Origin of the sequence: Bradyrhizobium yuanmingense (assembly GCF_029167105.1) — a bacterium.
Lineage (GTDB): Bacteria > Pseudomonadota > Alphaproteobacteria > Rhizobiales > Xanthobacteraceae > Bradyrhizobium > Bradyrhizobium yuanmingense_A.
Genome location: NZ_JARFML010000027.1, coordinates 78,053 through 92,244, shown reverse-complemented (window position 1 = coordinate 92,244; position 14,192 = coordinate 78,053). Strand labels below are relative to the sequence as shown.

Below are 14,192 nucleotides of genomic sequence, written 5' to 3'. Positions count from 1 at the left end.
TTATTGGCCGAACAGCCCCGGCGGCAGGCCGAGCCCGCCGGTGAGGGCCTGCATCTTCTCCTGCATGGCGGTCTCGGCCTTGCGGCGCGCATCAGCGAAGGCGGTGACGAGCAGGTCTTCCAGCACCTCGCGCTCCTCGGCCTTCATCAGCGAAGGATCGATCTTGATGCCCTTGACGTCCATCTTCGCGGTCATGCGCACGGCGACGAGACCGCCGCCGGAAATGCCTTCGACCTCGACATTGGCGAGCTGGTCCTGCATCTCCTGCATCTTGGATTGCAGCTGCGCCGCCTGTTTCATCATGCCGAGAAAATCAGCCATGGGTGCGTGTCCTTGGAAAGAATGGTTCAGAGATCGTCGTCGCCGTCGGAACCGTCGGGCGGATCGTCGCTGCCATAGTCGGCGTTAATATCGGTTTCCGGCGTCTCCGGGGCAAGCCTGCGAACCTCGACGACCTTGGCGCCGGGGAAACGCGTCAGCACCTCCTGCACGCGCGGATCGGCTTCCGCGGTCCGGGCATGCTCCTGCTTGGCCGCCTGGTTCACCGAACGCAAAGTCGGCTGGCCCTGCTCGTTGGAGACGATCACGGTCCAGCGGCGGCCGGTCCACAGCTCGAACTTCTTCGCAAGCTCGGAGATCATGGTCTTGGAAGCGTTGGGCTCGAGCGCGACTTCCAGCCGCCCCTCCTCGAAACGGACGAGGCGCATGTCGCCTTCGAGCGCGCTCTTGGTCATGATGTCGCGCTTCTGCCCTGCGAGCGCAACCAGCTGGGTGAAGCTCGCGATGCGCAGCTGGGGCGCCGCCCCTTGCGTATCCGGCGCGGGCGTCGCCATCTGCGGCCGGGCGCCACCGCCAAACGCTGGAGCCGAGGCTGTCGGCATGCGCACGGGCGCAGCCGACATCGGCGCTACGGAGGCAACCGGCGCGGCCGGCGCGCCGCTGCGCGCGCTACTTCCGCCGTTCACGACCGGCGAGCCGCCGCCGTTCTGCTCGAGCATTCTGATCGCTTCGTCGGGCGTCGGCAGGTCGGCGACATAGGCGATGCGCACCAGAACCATTTCGGCCGCGGCTGCGGGACGCGTCGCGGCCTGCACCTCGGCGATGCCCTTAAGCAGCATCTGCCACATCCGCGACAGCACGCGCATCGAGATCTTGGAGGCGAACTCCCTGGCGCGCACCCGTTCGGTCTCGCCATAGGCGACGTTGTCGGCGGTCGCCGGGACGACCTTCACACGGGTGACGAAATTGACGAACTCGGCGAGGTCCGAGAGCACGACGATGGGATCGGCGCCGACATCGTATTGGTCGCGGAACTCCTTGAAGGCAGCCGCGATGTCGCCGCGCGCCAGCTGCTCGAACAGGTCGATGACGCGGGTGCGGTCGGCAAGACCCAGCATCTGCCTGACGGCATCGGCCTTCACGGCTCCGGCCGCATGCGCGATCGCCTGGTCGAGCAGCGACAGCGAATCGCGCACCGAACCCTCCGCGGCGCGCGCAATGATGCCGAGCGCCTCCGGCTCGATTTCGACGTTTTCCTTGGCTGCAATGCTGGCGAGGTGCCTCATCAGCACGTCGGCCTCGACGCGGCGGAGGTCGAAGCGCTGGCAGCGCGACAGCACGGTGACCGGAACCTTGCGGATCTCGGTGGTCGCGAACACGAACTTGGCGTGCTCCGGCGGTTCCTCCAGCGTCTTCAGGAAGGCGTTGAACGCCGCCGTCGACAGCATGTGGACTTCGTCGATGATGTAGACCTTGTAGCGGGCGCTGGCCGGGGCATAGCGCACGCTGTCATTGATCTGGCGGACGTCGTCGACGCCGGTATGCGAGGCCGCGTCCATTTCCAGCACGTCCATGTGCCGGCTTTCCATGATCGCCTGGCAATGCACGCCCAGCGTCGGCATGTGGATGGTCGGCCCCTTCACCGATCCATCCGGCATCTCATAGTTGAGGGCACGGGCGAGAATGCGCGCGGTGGTGGTCTTGCCGACCCCGCGGACGCCGGTGAGAATCCAGGCCTGCGGAATGCGCCCGGTCTCGAACGCATTGGAGACGGTGCGGACCACGGCCTCCTGGCCGATCAGGTCGTCGAACGAGGATGGGCGGTATTTGCGCGCCAGCACCCGGTAGGGCGCATTGCCGGCCTGGCCGGCGCTGTCGGGATCGGGAGGGGCGCCAGCGTCGGTCATCGGTCGATCCGCAATGAAATGTCTCTTGGCCGGCTTTTGCGGAAAGGAGCGCGCTGGCGGCTGGTGCCGCCGGCGCTGGTTCGCTCGAAAAACAGGTAGGAGACTGACGAGCGACCCGATCCGGACCTCGTTAGGGCTGCTTCCTTCCGGACCTGACCCGGTTGGCGAGTGGCTCGTCCACCGCCAATCTCCCGGTCCCTATTTGGGGCCAAAGGGAGCGGAAAGCAAGCGGGGTCTGGGGCTGTTCCGACAGCGCTTTAAGGACTTCCCGGCCCGAACGGCACCATTTCGCCCTCGAACGGTGTGCGCCACCCGGTCCGGCGCATAAGGACCACGGCGCATACGGATGTTGTCTGGGGGCGTGGTCTCTGCGACGGTAAGAATCAATCCAGAGAAGCCTTCATGCCCGAACCCGCCTGGTCGCTGCACTCCCGCCTGAAAGAGGACACCATCGATATCGGCGACCTGCCGCTGTCGAAGGTGCTGGTCATCAAGGACGCGCATTATCCCTGGCTGCTGCTGGTGCCGCGGCGCGCCGACACGGTCGAGATCATCGATCTCGACGAGGTGCAGCAGGCGCAGCTGATGACGGAGATCTCCCGCGTCTCGCGCGCGCTGAAGGAGATCACCAAATGCGACAAGCTCAACATCGCCGCGCTCGGCAACCTCGTGCCGCAGCTGCACGTCCACATCATCGCGCGCCGCACCAGTGACGCGGCCTGGCCGCGGCCGGTGTGGGGCGTGATGCCGCCGCTGGCGCATGACGCCGCGGAGGTTCAGAATTTCATCAGCGCGCTTCGCCGCAAGATCTGGTTGGGTTGAAAGAACAATAATGTCAGCATTCAACGCGTTTCCGCTGGGGCAGCCGGCCTTCGTCACCAACGTCCTCGACCGCGCGGCGCATCTGCGCCGTGACGACGAAAAGCTGTTCGCGCTCGAGCAGAAGCCGTCCTCGCGCGCCTACGTGGTCTATCGCGACTCGCTGCTGGTGAAGCGCGAGGGCGACAAGGTGCGCGCGCTGCTCGGAATCGACGAAGCGCTGAAATGCGGCGCCAATCCCGGCACGGTGTTCCTCGGGCTTCGCGACGGTGCGGCCGTGTTCGGCATGGGCCTGTCGCAGGCCGCCGCCGAGAAGCTGGTCGGCCGCGAGGATTATACCGTGACCGAGTTGCGCGGCATGGCGATGCAGGGCGCGATTCCGCCCGATGAGCTCTCGGCCGTCGCGATGGCAAAGTCGATGGTGGGATGGCATCAGCGCCACGGCTATTGCGCCAATTGCGGCGCACGCACCAGCATGAAGGAAGGCGGCTGGAAGCGCGACTGCCCGGCCTGCAGGGCCGAGCATTTTCCGCGCACCGATCCGGTCGTGATCATGCTGGTGGCGTCCGGCGACAAGTGCCTGCTCGGCCGGCAGAAGCAGTTTCCGGCAGGGATGTATTCGTGCCTCGCCGGCTTCGTCGAGGCGGCCGAGACCATCGAGGACGCGGTGCGCCGAGAAATCTTTGAAGAGTCCGGGATCCGCTGCACCGACGTGCAATATTACATGACCCAGCCCTGGCCCTATCCGTCGTCGCTGATGATCGGCTGCAGCGCACGGGCCGTGAGCGAGGACATCGTCGTCGATCACGCCGAGCTCGAGGATGCGCGCTGGTTCACGCGTGAGGAGGCCGCCAAGATGTTGACGCGGACGCATCCCGACGGGCTTGCCGGCCCGCATCCGTTCGCGATCGCCCATCATCTGCTCGGCCGCTGGGTGCACGACAAGAGCAGCTGAGCCGAGCCGACGATGGCCGGGATCGCGCCGCGCATCCTCTGCATCGGCATGCCGGTGCGCGACCTCATCCTGCGCGTCGAGGCCCTGCCCGAACGTGGCGGCAAGGCGAACACCAGCCATCTCGCCGAGATTTGCGGCGGCAACGCGCTCAATGCCGCGATCGCCGTTGCGCGGCTCGGCGGCCGCGTCGCGTTCGCAGGTCCCATGGGCGATGCGCAGGAGACGTCGAGCGCTTTCATCCTCGCGCAGATGGCGCAAGAGGGCGTCGATAGCACTCACATCGTGCGCATGCCGGGCCTGAGCACGCCGGTCTCGGCGATCATGATCGAGCCCTCCGGCGAGCGGACGCTCACCATCTATCGCGATCCCGCGCTGTGGACCGTGAGGCTGCCCGAGGCCGATGCGCTGCTTGCCGATTGTCAGGCGGTGCTTGTCGAAAGCCGCTGCGCTGCGTTCGCGACCTCGTTTTGCGCCGAGGCACGCCGGCGTGGCATTCCCGTCATCGTCGGCGTCGACCGCGCGATGGCGCTGCAGGAGGACCTGCTCACGGCGGCCTCGCATCTGCTGTTCGCCAGCGCCCAGCTGCAGGAGACGGCCGGCATCGCTGACGACGGCGCGACCTTGAAGCGCCTGGCGGAGCTGACGCCCGCCTTCCTCGCGGCCACAAGAGGTCCGCGCGGCACGATCTGGCTGAACCAGGCGGGCGCGCTGGAGGAAACACCAGCCTTCCCGGTCCAGGCGGTCGATACGCTCGGTGCCGGCGACGTCTTCCATGGCGCGTTCGCGCTCGGGCTCGCCGAAGGCAAGGGGTTGCGGGAAGCGATGCGATTCGCCGCGGCCGCCGCAGCGCTGAAATGCAGCCGCCATGGCGGCGGCCTGGCTGCCCCGCAACGCGTTGAAGTTGAAAGGTTTTTGCGCGATCGCCCATAGAGCGATTCCATGGAAGCGCCGAGATTATGGGCTTGCCGTGGAAAGATTTTCTCTATATCAGGGAAATCTGCCCATGAAATGAAACAAAGTTCTTCAAATGACTGATGTCGCCGTCCAGATCCCCGAGACCAGCCGCCGCCTCGACGCCATCGACCGCAAGATTCTGATGGTCCTCCAGGAAGACGCTTCCCTCTCCGTCGCCGAGATCGGCGACCGAGTCGGCCTGTCCTCGACCCCCTGCTGGAAGCGCATCCAGCGCCTGGAGGCCGACGGCGTGATCATCAAGCGCGTCGCCCTCGTCGACCAGAACAAGATCGGGCTCGGCATCTCCGTGTTCGTGTCGGTCGAGAGCTCCGACCATTCGGATGCCTGGCTGAAGCGATTCGCCGAGGCCGTCAGCGCCATGCCGGAGGTGATGGAGTTCTATCGCATGGCCGGCGACGTCGATTACATGCTGCGCGTCGTGGTCGCGGACATGCAGGCCTATGACGTGTTCTACAAGAAGCTGATCAGCGCCGTCCCGCTGAAGAACGTCACCTCGCGCTTTGCGATGGAGAAGATCAAGTCGGTGACGGCGCTGCCGATTCCCGCGGTGGTGGCGGCCTGACGCCAACTCTCATTTTAACGCGTTTTTCTTCAGGCGAACCGGCCACCACTTCGCTCGAAAACCTTCAAGCCGGCTGAAACACCGGAAGGGTGACGCTGACGCGCGTGCCCCCGCCCGGGGCCGCGCCGATCGCGATCGTCCCGCCATGGGCCTCGACCAGGCTGCGGACAACGGCGAGACCAAGGCCGGCGCCGCCGGTCGCGCGATTGCGCGACTTCTCAAGCCGGTGGAACGGCTCGAGCACGGTCTGACGTTGATCGGCAGGAATCCCGGGCCCCTCGTCGCCGATCGACACGACGACGGCACCGTCCTTCAGGGCCGTGCGCACATGCGCGGCATGGCCATAGGCGAGCGCGTTGTCGATGATGTTGGCGAAGACCCGCCGCAGAGCGAGCCGGTCGCCGAGGACGACGACGTCGCGCGCTCGCTCGTCCGTGATGAGATCGACCGCCGAGCCCTGAGCATGCCGGTCGTTCACCTCGACGGCCACCAGCGCGGCGAGCTCGACCATCTCCTGTGACAGCCCGCCGGCACCCGCTCGCGTCGATAGCAGCGCATCATCGAGCAGGCGGATCATGTCATCGATGTCGGCGACCGCCCGCTGCCGCTCGGCATCGTCGGGAATGTGCTCGACGCGCAGCCGCAATCGTGTCGCAAACGTCCTGACGTCGTGGGCGATGCCGCCGACCAACGTCATGCGCGCACGCAGCATCTCGGCAAGCCGTCCCTGCAAGCGGTTGAACGCGGCGATGACGGCGCGGATCTCCGGCGCGCTGCTTCGCGCATCGGGCAGCGGCGGCGGATCGGCCGACAGGTCGACACGATCGACGGCGGCGGCGAGCCGCGCCAGCGGCCGCGTCTCGCGCTGCATGACCAGCAGCGCCAGCAGCGCCACGATCGAGCCGAACAGGCCCGCGCCGAAGCCGACGGGAAGGCCGAACGGGGTTACCGGCAGGCGGGTATAGGCGTCGATGACCAACAGATCGCCGCTGCGCAAGCCGATACGGAATTCGATCGCATTGGCCATCAGCCGCGCGAGGCGGGGAAACGCCCGGCTGCCCCGATGACCCGACGGCGGCACGATCTCAACGGGGCGGCCCGCAAGTCCGGCCGCATAGGTCTCGCGCAGGTCCTGCTGCTCCGGCGGCGTCTCGCCGCCGGCCGGCGCGCCCGATGGCACGATGCGAACGATGAACTGCGGCGAAGACACCGCGTCGAGTACCGCCTGCCGAGAACCCGCGTCCGTTCGCTCCAGGAGCGTGGCCAGCGCATCGAGACGCGCGGGCGAAGGCCGGGTCAGCTCATTTTCGCGGAGGGTTGTCCGGTAGAAGATCGCGACGACCACGATGGTCACCAGGATAATCCCCACCAGTCCAATCAAAGCGAGCCGCGCGGCGAGCGTCACGCGCAGCATCACGACACCTGCTTGACGGTCGCGGTGAAAAGATAGCCGCCGTTGCGCACCGTCGTGATCAGGTTGGAGCCGGGACTTGCCCCGTCGAGTTTGCGGCGCAGCCGCGAGATCAGCATGTCGACGGTGCGGTCGAACGGCTCGGCCGAACGGCCGCGGGTCCAGTCGAGGATCTGGTCGCGCGTGAGCACCCTTCGCGGCCGCTGCACGAAGCAGCCGAGCAGGTCGAACTCGGCGCTGGTCAATTGCAGCTCCGGCGCCTCGGCCTCGGTCGTCTCGACGCTGCGCGCATCGAGATCGATCACGAAACGGTCGAAGGCATAACGCCGGACCAGCGGCTTGGATCGAGTTCCGTTGGCACGGCGCAGGATGGCGCGAACGCGCGCCAGCAGCTCGCGCGGCCCGAACGGCTTTGTCAGGTAATCGTCTGCGCCCATCTCGAGGCCGACCACGCGATCGATCTCGTCGCTCTTGGCCGTCAGCATCAGGATCGGGATGGCATCGTCGGCGCGCAAGCGGCGGCAGATCGAAAGCCCGTCCTCGCCCGGCAGCATCAGGTCGAGGATGACGAGGTCGGGCCGCAGGCGCTGGAGCATCGAATCCATGGCCTTGCCGTCGGCGACGCAAGCGACCTCGAACCCCTCGCGCCGCATGAAGTCGGCAACGAGGCGGCTGATCTCGGGATCGTCCTCCACCATGAGGATCGTGGCTGCTCGCGTGTTCATAACTGCATTGTGGGCAATGGCTCTCGTGAAGCAAGGTCACGGGCTTCCCTGTTACATAGTGTTACACAGGGCCGACAAAGCCATAACAATCGTTTCGTCCCGGCAATGCGTCGCAGACGCGGTCCAATCAGTCTCCCCCTCATGGCTCCCGCTCACGGCAGCCCCCAGAAGGAGACGATGACCATGACCAAGCTTTTCCTCACCTCCCTCGTCCTCGGCACCCTGTCGGTTGCCGCGGCGGCCGACGCCAATGCCTGGACGCGGTCGGGGACGGCGACCGGGCCGCGCGGCACCTCTCACGTCACCGCGACGGGAAGCTGCGCCAACGGCAGTTGCACGCGCAGCGTCACGCGCACTGGTCCTGCCGGCAACAGCTACACCCGCACCGGCACGATATCGCGCTGACGTGGCGCCGCCGTCGCCGCGTCAGCCCTGCGCGGCGACGGCCTCAAATAATCAGAAAGGATCCCCCACCGTGCCGTCGATTTTCCGTTCTCTGCCGCAAGCCGCAACCATCGTCGCGTTCGGCTTTGCAAGCTCGACCTCCGTGCTTGCCCAGACGCAATTGCAGACGCAGATCCCGCCGCAGATGCGTAGCGAAGCAAGGACCCTCATGCAGGCGTGTCGCACCGACCTTGACCGCCTGTGCAGCAGCATTGCACCGGGTGGCGGGCGCATCATCGCCTGCCTGCAATCCCATGCCGGCCAGCTCTCCTCATCCTGTGCGCAAGCGCTGCCGCGCGCGCAGGCGCTGCGGGACAATGCCGTCAGCGCCGGCGCGGCGCCGAAATAGGAGAATGCCGTGGGCTACGCTTCACTCCTGCTCGACCCGATGATCAGGCAACTGATCCTCGTAACCGCGCTCGCCCTCATGCTGCTCGAATACGGCATCGGGCGACTCGCACATCGCGACACCCACGACTGGCGCGAAAGCGCCGCCTCGTTCGGCGTGGCGTTGGGACAGAGCCTGCTCCGCGCCATCGAGGCCGGCCTTCTCGCCGTGCCGTTCGCGTTCCTGTACGAGCACCGCCTGTTCGACTTCGCACAGACCGGTCCGCTCGCGCTCGCAGGGTTATTCCTGGGCAGCGAGTTCCTGTATTATTGGCAGCATCGCGCATCGCATCGCATTCGCTGGATGTGGGCGACGCATGCGGTGCATCACTCGACGACGCGACTGAACTTGACTGCGGCGATCCGGCTCGGTTGGACCGGCAACATCTCGGGCAATTTCCTGTTCTGCCTGCCGCTCGCGCTGATCGGATTTCATCCGTTCGCGATCGTGGCAATGCTCGGCATCAACCTGCTCTATCAGTTCTTCATCCACAGCCAGTTCGGGCCGAAACTCGGCGTCCTGGAATGGGTGCTCAACACGCCGAGCCATCATCGCGTGCATCATGCCTGCAACGAGCCGTGCCTCGACAAGAATTTCGGCGGCATCCTGATCGTGTTCGACCGCCTGTTCGGGACCTTTGCCGAGCATCCTTCCGACCAGCCGCTCCGGTTCGGCGTCGTCGGCGGCGTCCAATCCTTCAACCCGATCCGGATTGCGCTCGGCGAATGGACCGCGATGCTGGGCGACGCCTGGCGGGCACAGGGCGCAGCCGCGAAGCTCCGCACCCTGTTCGGCCCGCCCGGAGGCTGAGCGCGTTGGCCCTCAGATCTTCTGATTGTACTCGCCGACTTCGGGATGCGTGCGCAGCACGCTGTTCACCATCTCGAACATGTCGTGCATGCGCTGCTCCGAGACCGGGCTCTCGACCACGACGACCAGTTCGGGCTTGTTGGACGATGCGCGCACCAGGCCCCAGCTGCCGTCTTCCACCGTGACGCGGACGCCGTTGACGGTGACGAGGTCGCGGATCGCCTGGCCCCCGATCTTCGCACCTTTGGCCTGCAGGTCTTCGAAGTGCTTCACCACCTTGTCGATGACGCCGTATTTGGTCTCGTCGGCGCAATGCGGTGACATGGTCGGCGACGACCAGGTCTTCGGCAGCGCGTTCTTCAAATCGGCCATCGACTTGCCGGGCGCGCGGTCGAGCATGTCGCAGATCGCGATGGCTGAGACCAGGCCGTCGTCGTAGCCGCGGCCATAGGGCTTGTTGAAGAAGAAGTGGCCCGACTTCTCGAAGCCTGCGAGCGCGCCGGTCTCGTTGGTGCGGCGCTTCATGTAGGAATGACCGGTCTTCCAATAGGCGGTCTTCGCGCCCTGCTTCTGCAGCACCGGATCGGTGATGAACAGGCCGGTGGATTTCACGTCGACGATGAACTGCGCGTCCTTGTGGATCGCCGACATGTCGCGCGCCAGCATCACGCCGACCTTGTCGGCAAAGATCTCCTCGCCGGTGTTGTCGACCACGCCGCAGCGGTCGCCGTCACCGTCGAAACCGAGGCCGACATCGGCCTTGTGCTGCAGCACCGCGTCGCGGATCGCGTGCAGCATCTCCATGTCTTCCGGATTCGGATTATATTTCGGGAAGGTGTGGTCGAGCTCGGTGTCGAGCGGGATCACCTCGCAGCCAATCGCTTCCAGGACCTGCGGCGCGAAGGCGCCGGCGGTGCCGTTGCCGCAGGCCGCGACCACCTTGAGCTTGCGCTTAAGCTTCGGACGAGAGGTGAGGTCGGCGATGTAGCGCGCCGGATAATTCTCGTGGAACTGGTAGGAGCCGCCGGCCTTGTTCTTGAATTCCGCGTTCAGGACGATCTCCTTCAGCCGCGTCATCTCGTCGGGGCCGAAGGTCAGCGGGCGGTTGGCGCCCATCTTCACGCCGGTCCAGCCATTGTCGTTGTGGGAGGCCGTGACCATCGCAACAGCGGGCACGTCGAGATCGAACTGCGCGAAATAGGCCATCGGCGTCACCGCAAGGCCGATGTCGTGCACCTTGCAGCCCGCCGCCATCAGGCCGGAGATCAGCGCGTATTTGATCGAGGCCGAATAGCCGCGGAAATCGTGGCCGGTGACGATCTCCTGGCGGACGCCGAGCTCGGCGATCAGCGCGCCGAGCCCCATGCCGAGCGCCTGCACACCCATCAGGTTGATTTCCTTCTGGAACAACCAGCGCGCGTCGTACTCGCGAAAGCCCGTCGGCTTCACCATCGGCTCGGATTCGAAGGCGTAGGTGTTGGGCAACAATACGGATTTCGGCTTCGGGAACATTGATTCGGTCTCGTGGAAAGGGGGCGGGATTTGCTGCAGGCTTAGCGAACGCCAAGCCGCAGCGAAAGGCGGGAATGAAGGCTTATGGCCGATAATTGCGGCAGTTTGGTAACGAAGAAACGTTACCGCCGGGGCGGCTCAAGCAAGAGTTTCTTGGAATGGACGGCGACAGGCTCTGCCTATTGCTCCAGCACCATCTGCCCGTTCGCGTATTCGAAACGCTTCAGGCGGGACAGGAAGGAGAGGCCGAGCAGGTTCTCCGACAGCGCCTCGTCCGGCAGGACCATGGCATCGACGTCGCGCACGACGAGGCCGCCGACGTCGAGCATGGCGATGCGGGTGCGCGCGGCCTTGATGGTGCCGTTGGCGGTGGAGACGGTGGCGTTGTACTCGCCGCGCGAGGGACGGAGACCAAAGCGGGCGGCCGAGGTCTCGTTGAGCGCCACGACGGAGGCGCCGGTATCGATCATGAAGCCGATGCGCTGGCCGTCGATGCGGCCCTCGGTCTGGAAATGACCGCGGCCGTCACGGGCAATGGCCAGGCTGCGGCCGCCGGCCGGGGCTGTGGCTGCGACCGCGACCGTCGTGCGCGGCACTGACGTGGCGGAAGCCGAGCTCATCTTGTCCGCCAGCTGCGCCATGAAGGTGCCGAGGCCGATCATGACGGCCGCGATGATCATAATGTTACGCATCACACCACTTCCGAGCCGAAAGCTCGATTTCATCACGCGACGAGGCCGGCGGCGAGCGCAGGCGCGCCGGGGCTCCTGTCATTTTGACGAAAAGGATGAGCGGAGGGTTAATGCCGGTTGCGAGTTCTCACGTCCCGCGCGGCTTCGCCCGCCTTGTCGGCACGGCGCTCGCGGGATCGTCCGGCCAGGGGTGACGCGGATAGCGGCCGCGCAGGTCGGAGCGGACGGCGGCGTAGCTGCCGCGCCAGAAGCCGGGCAGATCGCGCGTCACCTGCACCGGACGCTGGGCCGGCGACAGCAATTCCAGCACCAGCGGCACCTTGCCGGCGGCGATCGAGGGATGGGTGTTGAGGCCGAACAGTTCCTGCAGCCGGACCGCGATGGTCGGCCCCTGCTCGGCCTCGTAGTCGATCGCGAGCACGCTCCCCGTAGGCGCCTCGAAATGGGTCGGCGCCTCGCGATCGAGCCGCGCGCGCATCTCCCAAGGCAGGAGCGCCATCAGGGCATCGGAGAGATCGCCCGCGGAGACGTCCTTGAGCGCGATCTTGTCGTAGAGCGCCGGCACCAGCCAATCGTCGCGCCGCGCGATCAGACCGTCGTCCGACAGATCGGGCCAGCTGTCGCCCTCGGCCTTGCGCAGGAACATCACGCGGTCGCGCCATTGCCTGGCGGCCTTCGACCAGGGCAGCCGGTCGAGGCCCGCGGCGATCAGGCCATCTGCGAAGATGCGCGCGGTGTCCTCCGAGGGCGATACTGAAAGCGTCGCCTCGGACAGCGTGATCGCGTGCAGCACGCGCTTGCGCCGCGCCCGCAGCGCCATCGCGCCGCGATCAAAGGAGATCTCGTCGGCGGTCTCGATATGTTCGGCGAAATGCTGCTCGATCTCGTCCTCGGTGATTTGTGCAGCGAGCAGGATGCGTCCGCTCGCCGCCGTCCCCGTCATCTCGCCGATCGCGATGTAGGACGCACGGGCGAGCGAGGAGGTCTGCTCGATGGAGGCGCCACGGCCGTTGGCCAGCACGAAACTGCCATTGCCGCGATTGCGCGCGACGCGGTCCGGGAACGCATAGGCGAGCATCAGGCCGGTCGAGAGATCCTCCCGCTGCGCCACCTTCTCCGACGCCGCGACCTGCGAGGCCCAGCGGCGCGCGAGATCGCGCGCGCTTGCCGCGCGCGGCGAGCGGTCGCGGCGGAACTGGTCGCGACGGTGCTCGAGATCGACGCTGTCGCCGCCCAGGCCGCGCTCGGTGATGATGGCCGCGATCTCGGCGGCGGCTTCGCCCTCGCCGGCGCGATGCGAATCCACGATCATGCGCGCCAGCCGCGGCGGCAGCGCCAGCGCACGCAGGCTCTTGCCTTCGGTGGTGATGCGGCCGTCGCCATCGAGCGCGTTGAGCTCGCTCAGCAGGCTCTTGGCTTCCTTCCAGGCCGGCTGCGGCGGCGGATCGAGGAACGCCAGGGCCGCGGGATCGCTGACGCCCCATTGCGCCAGATCGAGCACCAGCGAGGACAGGTCGGCACTGAGGATTTCCGGCTGGGTGTAGGGCGCGAGCGAGGTGGTCTGCGGCTCGTCCCAGAGCCGGTAGCAGACGCCGGGCTCGGTGCGGCCAGCGCGGCCGCGGCGCTGATCCACCGCCGCGCGCGAAGCGCGCACGGTCTCGAGCCGCGTCAGGCCGATATCGGGCTCGTAGCGCGGAACGCGGGCAAGGCCGCTATCGACCACGATGCGCACGCCCTCGATGGTGAGCGAGGTCTCCGCGATCGAGGTCGCCAGCACCACCTTGCGCGTGCCTCTGGGAGCCGGCGCGATTGCACGGTCCTGCACGGCAGCATCGAGCGCGCCGAACAGCGGGACGATCTCGACGGAGGCGTCCTGCACGCGCTCGGCCAAAAAGTTCTGGGTGCGGCGGATCTCGGCGGCACCCGGCAGAAACGCCAGCACCGAGCCGCTATCGGCGCGAAGTGCAGACGCGATCGCATCCGCCATCTGCCGTTCGACAGGCGCATCCGCCTTGCGGCCGAGATAGCGCGTCTCGACCGGAAACGCCCGGCCCTCGCTTTCGACGACGGGAGCATCGCCGAGCAGCCTTGCCACCCGCGCACCGTCGAGCGTCGCCGACATCACCAGGATACGCAGGTCTTCGCGCAAGCCGGTTTGCGCATCACGCGCCAGCGCGAGGCCCAGATCGGCGTCGAGCGAGCGTTCATGGAATTCGTCGAACAGGACGGCGGCAACGCCTGTTAGTTCGGGATCGTCGAGGATCTGGCGGGTGAAGATGCCTTCGGTCACTACCTCGATCCGCGTGGCGCGCGAGATCTTGGAGCCGAAGCGGACACGATAGCCGACAGTTTCGCCAGCGCGCTCGCCGAGCGATTTGGCCATGCGGTCGGCACTGGCGCGCGCGGCGATGCGGCGTGGCTCCAGCACGATGATCTTCTTGTCCTTGGCCCAGGGCGCGTCGAGCAAGGCCAGCGGCACGCGTGTGGTCTTGCCGGCGCCGGGAGGGGCCACCAGCACGGCGGCGTTGCTGGCCTCCAGCGTGCGCGACAAATCGTCGAGCACGGCGTCGATCGGGAGAGGCGTGTCGAAGCTGCGGGGCAAGATCTATCCACTCGTCATGCCCGGGCTTGTCCCGGGCATCCACGTCCTCGACCAGAAAACAGACGTGGATGGCCGGGACCCGGCTCCGCGAATGCTTCGCCGGGCTTACAG

The 14,192-nt window shown here is 66.6% G+C and carries 14 protein-coding genes and 1 other RNA gene; 7 read left to right on the top strand and 8 right to left on the bottom strand.

The window, feature by feature from the left end; translation table 11 throughout:
* The 3 genes from P0R31_RS29215 to ffs all read right to left on the bottom strand — a co-directional run bounded on the left by P0R31_RS29215 (position 1) and on the right by ffs (position 2,378).
* Positions 1-321, bottom strand: a complete 321-nt coding sequence (locus P0R31_RS29215) for a YbaB/EbfC family nucleoid-associated protein (protein ID WP_271539485.1) — start codon at positions 319-321, stop codon at positions 1-3.
* A gap of 26 nt (positions 322-347) precedes the next feature.
* On the bottom strand, positions 348-2,186 hold the full coding sequence (locus tag P0R31_RS29210; protein WP_275517880.1) for a DNA polymerase III subunit gamma/tau: 1,839 nt from the start codon (positions 2,184-2,186) through the stop codon (positions 348-350).
* A gap of 95 nt (positions 2,187-2,281) precedes the next feature.
* Positions 2,282-2,378: signal recognition particle sRNA small type (ffs, locus tag P0R31_RS29205), an RNA gene on the bottom strand.
* Positions 2,379-2,588: 210 nt separating this feature from the next.
* On the opposite strand from ffs, the gene P0R31_RS29200 reads away from it, so the two are divergent.
* The 4 genes from P0R31_RS29200 to P0R31_RS29185 all read left to right on the top strand — a co-directional run bounded on the left by P0R31_RS29200 (position 2,589) and on the right by P0R31_RS29185 (position 5,497).
* The gene (locus P0R31_RS29200; protein WP_036041788.1) at positions 2,589-3,008 is read left to right on the top strand and encodes an HIT domain-containing protein; all 420 of its coding nucleotides are present in this window, start codon (positions 2,589-2,591) and stop codon (positions 3,006-3,008) included.
* A gap of 10 nt (positions 3,009-3,018) precedes the next feature.
* Positions 3,019-3,960, top strand: coding sequence for an NAD(+) diphosphatase (nudC, locus tag P0R31_RS29195; protein ID WP_275517878.1), 942 nt, complete (start codon positions 3,019-3,021; stop codon positions 3,958-3,960).
* A 12-nt stretch (positions 3,961-3,972) separates the two neighbouring features.
* The gene (locus tag P0R31_RS29190; protein WP_275517876.1) at positions 3,973-4,890 is read left to right on the top strand and encodes a sugar kinase; all 918 of its coding nucleotides are present in this window, start codon (positions 3,973-3,975) and stop codon (positions 4,888-4,890) included.
* A gap of 97 nt (positions 4,891-4,987) precedes the next feature.
* Positions 4,988-5,497 (top strand): Lrp/AsnC family transcriptional regulator, encoded by a 510-nt coding sequence (locus P0R31_RS29185; RefSeq protein WP_025032510.1) that lies wholly within the window; start codon positions 4,988-4,990, stop codon positions 5,495-5,497.
* A gap of 64 nt (positions 5,498-5,561) precedes the next feature.
* Here P0R31_RS29185 and P0R31_RS29180 read toward each other — a convergent pair whose 3' ends face one another.
* On the bottom strand, positions 5,562-6,911 hold the full coding sequence (locus P0R31_RS29180; RefSeq protein ID WP_275517874.1) for a sensor histidine kinase: 1,350 nt from the start codon (positions 6,909-6,911) through the stop codon (positions 5,562-5,564).
* A complete protein-coding gene (locus P0R31_RS29175) occupies positions 6,911-7,633 on the bottom strand; it encodes a response regulator transcription factor (protein WP_275517872.1) in 723 nt (240 codons plus the stop codon). Before P0R31_RS29175 ends, P0R31_RS29180 begins: the two co-directional genes overlap by 1 nt.
* A gap of 183 nt (positions 7,634-7,816) precedes the next feature.
* Between P0R31_RS29175 and P0R31_RS29170 the strand changes: the two genes are divergently transcribed.
* Genes P0R31_RS29170 through P0R31_RS29160 form a run of 3 tightly spaced genes read left to right on the top strand, consistent with a single transcriptional unit; the run spans position 7,817 to position 9,275 of the window.
* Positions 7,817-8,038, top strand: a complete 222-nt coding sequence (locus P0R31_RS29170; protein ID WP_275517871.1) for a hypothetical protein — start codon at positions 7,817-7,819, stop codon at positions 8,036-8,038.
* 1 nt (position 8,039) lies between these two features.
* Positions 8,040-8,426 carry a cysteine rich repeat-containing protein gene (locus tag P0R31_RS29165; protein WP_275517870.1) on the top strand — a complete coding sequence of 129 codons (387 nt, stop codon included), beginning with the start codon at positions 8,040-8,042 and terminating at the stop codon, positions 8,424-8,426.
* 9 nt (positions 8,427-8,435) lie between these two features.
* A complete protein-coding gene (locus P0R31_RS29160) occupies positions 8,436-9,275 on the top strand; it encodes a sterol desaturase family protein (RefSeq protein ID WP_275517869.1) in 840 nt (279 codons plus the stop codon).
* Positions 9,276-9,287: 12 nt separating this feature from the next.
* Here the strand turns inward: P0R31_RS29160 and P0R31_RS29155 are convergent, their stop codons facing one another.
* From P0R31_RS29155 to hrpB, 3 genes are all read right to left on the bottom strand, one after another.
* Positions 9,288-10,787, bottom strand: coding sequence for a phosphomannomutase/phosphoglucomutase (locus P0R31_RS29155; RefSeq protein ID WP_275517868.1), 1,500 nt, complete (start codon positions 10,785-10,787; stop codon positions 9,288-9,290).
* 179 nt (positions 10,788-10,966) lie between these two features.
* On the bottom strand, positions 10,967-11,479 hold the full coding sequence (locus P0R31_RS29150; RefSeq protein ID WP_275517867.1) for a TIGR02281 family clan AA aspartic protease: 513 nt from the start codon (positions 11,477-11,479) through the stop codon (positions 10,967-10,969).
* Positions 11,480-11,606: 127 nt separating this feature from the next.
* A complete protein-coding gene (gene hrpB, locus P0R31_RS29145) occupies positions 11,607-14,081 on the bottom strand; it encodes an ATP-dependent helicase HrpB (protein WP_275517866.1) in 2,475 nt (824 codons plus the stop codon).
* Positions 14,082-14,192 lie beyond the last annotated feature (111 nt).

Bases quoted from the DNA above. Each gene is read 5' to 3' on its own strand.
- P0R31_RS29190 (WP_275517876.1), top strand. From the start codon at position 3,973: ATGGCCGGGATCGCGCCGCGCATCCTCTGCATCGGCATGCCGGTGCGC.
- P0R31_RS29180 (WP_275517874.1), bottom strand. From the start codon at position 6,911: ATGCTGCGCGTGACGCTCGCCGCGCGGCTCGCTTTGATTGGACTGGTG.
- P0R31_RS29215 (WP_271539485.1), bottom strand. From the start codon at position 321: ATGGCTGATTTTCTCGGCATGATGAAACAGGCGGCGCAGCTGCAATCC.
- P0R31_RS29155 (WP_275517868.1), bottom strand. From the start codon at position 10,787: ATGTTCCCGAAGCCGAAATCCGTATTGTTGCCCAACACCTACGCCTTC.
- nudC (WP_275517878.1), top strand. From the start codon at position 3,019: ATGTCAGCATTCAACGCGTTTCCGCTGGGGCAGCCGGCCTTCGTCACC.
- P0R31_RS29175 (WP_275517872.1), bottom strand. From the start codon at position 7,633: ATGAACACGCGAGCAGCCACGATCCTCATGGTGGAGGACGATCCCGAG.
- P0R31_RS29185 (WP_025032510.1), top strand. From the start codon at position 4,988: ATGACTGATGTCGCCGTCCAGATCCCCGAGACCAGCCGCCGCCTCGAC.
- P0R31_RS29150 (WP_275517867.1), bottom strand. From the start codon at position 11,479: ATGCGTAACATTATGATCATCGCGGCCGTCATGATCGGCCTCGGCACC.
- P0R31_RS29210 (WP_275517880.1), bottom strand. From the start codon at position 2,186: ATGACCGACGCTGGCGCCCCTCCCGATCCCGACAGCGCCGGCCAGGCC.
- P0R31_RS29170 (WP_275517871.1), top strand. From the start codon at position 7,817: ATGACCAAGCTTTTCCTCACCTCCCTCGTCCTCGGCACCCTGTCGGTT.
- P0R31_RS29200 (WP_036041788.1), top strand. From the start codon at position 2,589: ATGCCCGAACCCGCCTGGTCGCTGCACTCCCGCCTGAAAGAGGACACC.